Raw genomic sequence first — 2,288 nt, forward strand, 5'->3', positions numbered from 1 at the left:
GAAATCATGGGGTTTCGTTTTTAACGATAAGCTTTGCGGTCTAACCCAAATGCATCCCCCTCCCCTTTTCAGTATTGCCAGACATCAATATACTTCTGAAAAATCTTCGCCAGGTTTTGGGCATCATCAAAAGCACGGTGATGCTCACCATCCCAATCAAAACCTTCCAATTTGACGCTTTTTTTGAGACCTCGAGGGCGTTGGAGACGCTTCAAGTCAAAGTACTGCCTACGGATATTTAGATAGTTGTCTGTCCAATCGTCTTCCAGATTGTGAAGGGCGCAGTCGCGTTGGAAAATTTTCTGATCAAAATTCCCCCAGGCACAAAGGAGGTATTCTTCGTCCCAAATGTCTATCCAGTCAATGAAGCTATCAATGACAGAAGGGAAAGTGTTGGCCCTGTTGATATCAACTTGGTCGATATTAGTGAGTTCTCGGCAAAAATGGGAAAGCTGAGGATGAAGTGTAGGCTTGACAAAACGCTGGAAAGTACTTAGTACATCTCCGTATCGATCCATCTTTAGTGCACCGATTTCGATGGTCTCTTGCGTCAAAGACGGAGGCCTTCCTTCCCAACAGGTTGCTTCAATATCGTAAATGATAAAGTTCAAAGAGTTCTTTTTAGGGATGATGGATACAGAAAAACATGTAGCAAAGTGTGTAGATTGTTTTTTTTTCGAACTCCTTTATTTTTTCAGTAGTGCTTTCAGTTCTTGAATTTCAACGTGCAATTGGTCGATTTTGGCTTCCAACTCATCGTTGTTGTCCATTGTCATCTCGTCTACAAAAACGGCATTTGCCAGCGACATTCCAAATATTCCTCCCAGCAATACAATCAATACAAAGTAAAAGCGAGTGATACCAACTAAAAATGGACTATCGGTCCGCTCAGCAACTGATTGGGCAATATCATTCCAGCCCTCAACCGTAAACAATTGGAAGATAGCATAGGAAGATGACAAAGGATTACCGAAATACTCGGGAGCGATGTCGCCATAAAACTGGCAGGTAATCATAGCCAGCAGAATATTCAAAAATATCAAAGCCAAGACCACAAAAACAGAGGCTTTCATTGCCCGACCTAAACCGCGAATAATTTTGGCCATATCTGGCACAAATCGCAGGAAGCGTACTAGACGCAGTAAACGGAAAAGCCGGAATACAATAAGCAATGAGGTGTCTGGAACCGGTAGAAAACCCGTAAGCAGCGTTGGAATACTACCGGCTACAATGATGAAGTCAAACCTGTTCCAAGAGCCCTCCCAATATTTTTTCCACCCGTGATGACGGATTTTAACAATGGCTTCTATGGTAAAAATCGTAATAAAAAAATGATCAATGTATTCCAACCATTTTTCATTCTCAAGGGAAGGAAAATAAAGTGCAAAGATTACGATCGAGTTGAGGATGATTGCCGTCAGCATGTTCTCCTCTCGTAGAAAAAAGCGTTTAAACATGGGTTACTGTCTGTTTCGTAAGTTTATTTCTTGCAAGGTTGCATTATTCTACCCCCTTACACTGTTACTGTCATCTTCCATGTTCTCTCCCTGAGTGTTATTGGGAACAGGACGAAATTCTACCTTTAGCTCGTAGCGGTTATTCATACTTTTTATCAACGGGCCAAACATCGTATTCATTAATTGTACGGCCTGTTGCTCAGAGCGTTTCATGAGGTTGCTCTCAACGGCTTCCCTGCGAAATTCTTTACGCAAGGCATTGAAACTTTCATTGAAATTCACCGTTTCTACCTCTCTCAACCAGCCGATGTCCAGTTTTTCGATTTTGGGATAGACTTCATGGCTCAGAATAACTGGTTCGGGGAGGGTAACCGTTACAAGATTGGCTTTGGGGTTGAGTTGAATATCAAAATAGTCATTTAGGCGAAAGCCTACTTTGAGGATCGAAATTGCGGTAATCTCTAAGTCTGAACTGGAAACATTCACACCCCATATTTTGGTTTGCATCTGCTTGTTGATCCCTTTTTTGTCTCGGACCTCCATTGTTGCCAATTCCGCGATGACGGTTTCAACCTTTTCTTGCAGTAATCCCCTGGATTTACTAAAATCATCAATGGCGGCACGTTCTTCCATTCTGGCAATCATTGGCCCCAGTGCCTCCGTGAGGGCGATGCCGCACGGCGTTTCCAAGCCGCTTCCTTTAGCATATATCTTCCCTCCATCGGTAGGAATGACCGTGGCTAAAATTTGGTTGATCAAATAACAGGTATACTTTGAGGTGATTTCTTCAAAAACCTTAGTTGCACTGCCACTTTCGTTATCGTACCAAGT

The 2,288-nt window shown here is 42.7% G+C and carries 3 protein-coding genes; all 3 read right to left on the bottom strand.

What is annotated here, in order from left to right; all coding sequences use genetic code 11:
• Window positions 1-68: 68 nt before the first annotated feature.
• Window positions 69-611 (bottom strand): exonuclease domain-containing protein, encoded by a 543-nt coding sequence (locus ACRBG0_RS28560; RefSeq protein ID WP_431490229.1) that lies wholly within the window; start codon window positions 609-611, stop codon window positions 69-71.
• Between the two features lie 75 nt (window positions 612-686).
• Complete coding sequence (locus ACRBG0_RS28565) at window positions 687-1,457, bottom strand: ion transporter (RefSeq protein ID WP_431490230.1); 771 nt, start codon at window positions 1,455-1,457, stop codon at window positions 687-689.
• A gap of 48 nt (window positions 1,458-1,505) precedes the next feature.
• Window positions 1,506-2,288 (bottom strand): DUF4230 domain-containing protein (locus ACRBG0_RS28570; protein ID WP_431490231.1); only part of this gene is annotated, 783 nt, incomplete at its 5' end.

This window comes from Lewinella sp., assembly GCF_050633125.1.
In the GTDB taxonomy this organism is placed as follows: Bacteria; Bacteroidota; Bacteroidia; order Chitinophagales; family Saprospiraceae; genus Lewinella.

Coding starts and splice junctions, on each gene's coding strand:
- ACRBG0_RS28565 (WP_431490230.1), bottom strand. CDS start 1,457: ATGTTTAAACGCTTTTTTCTACGAGAGGAGAACATGCTGACGGCAATC.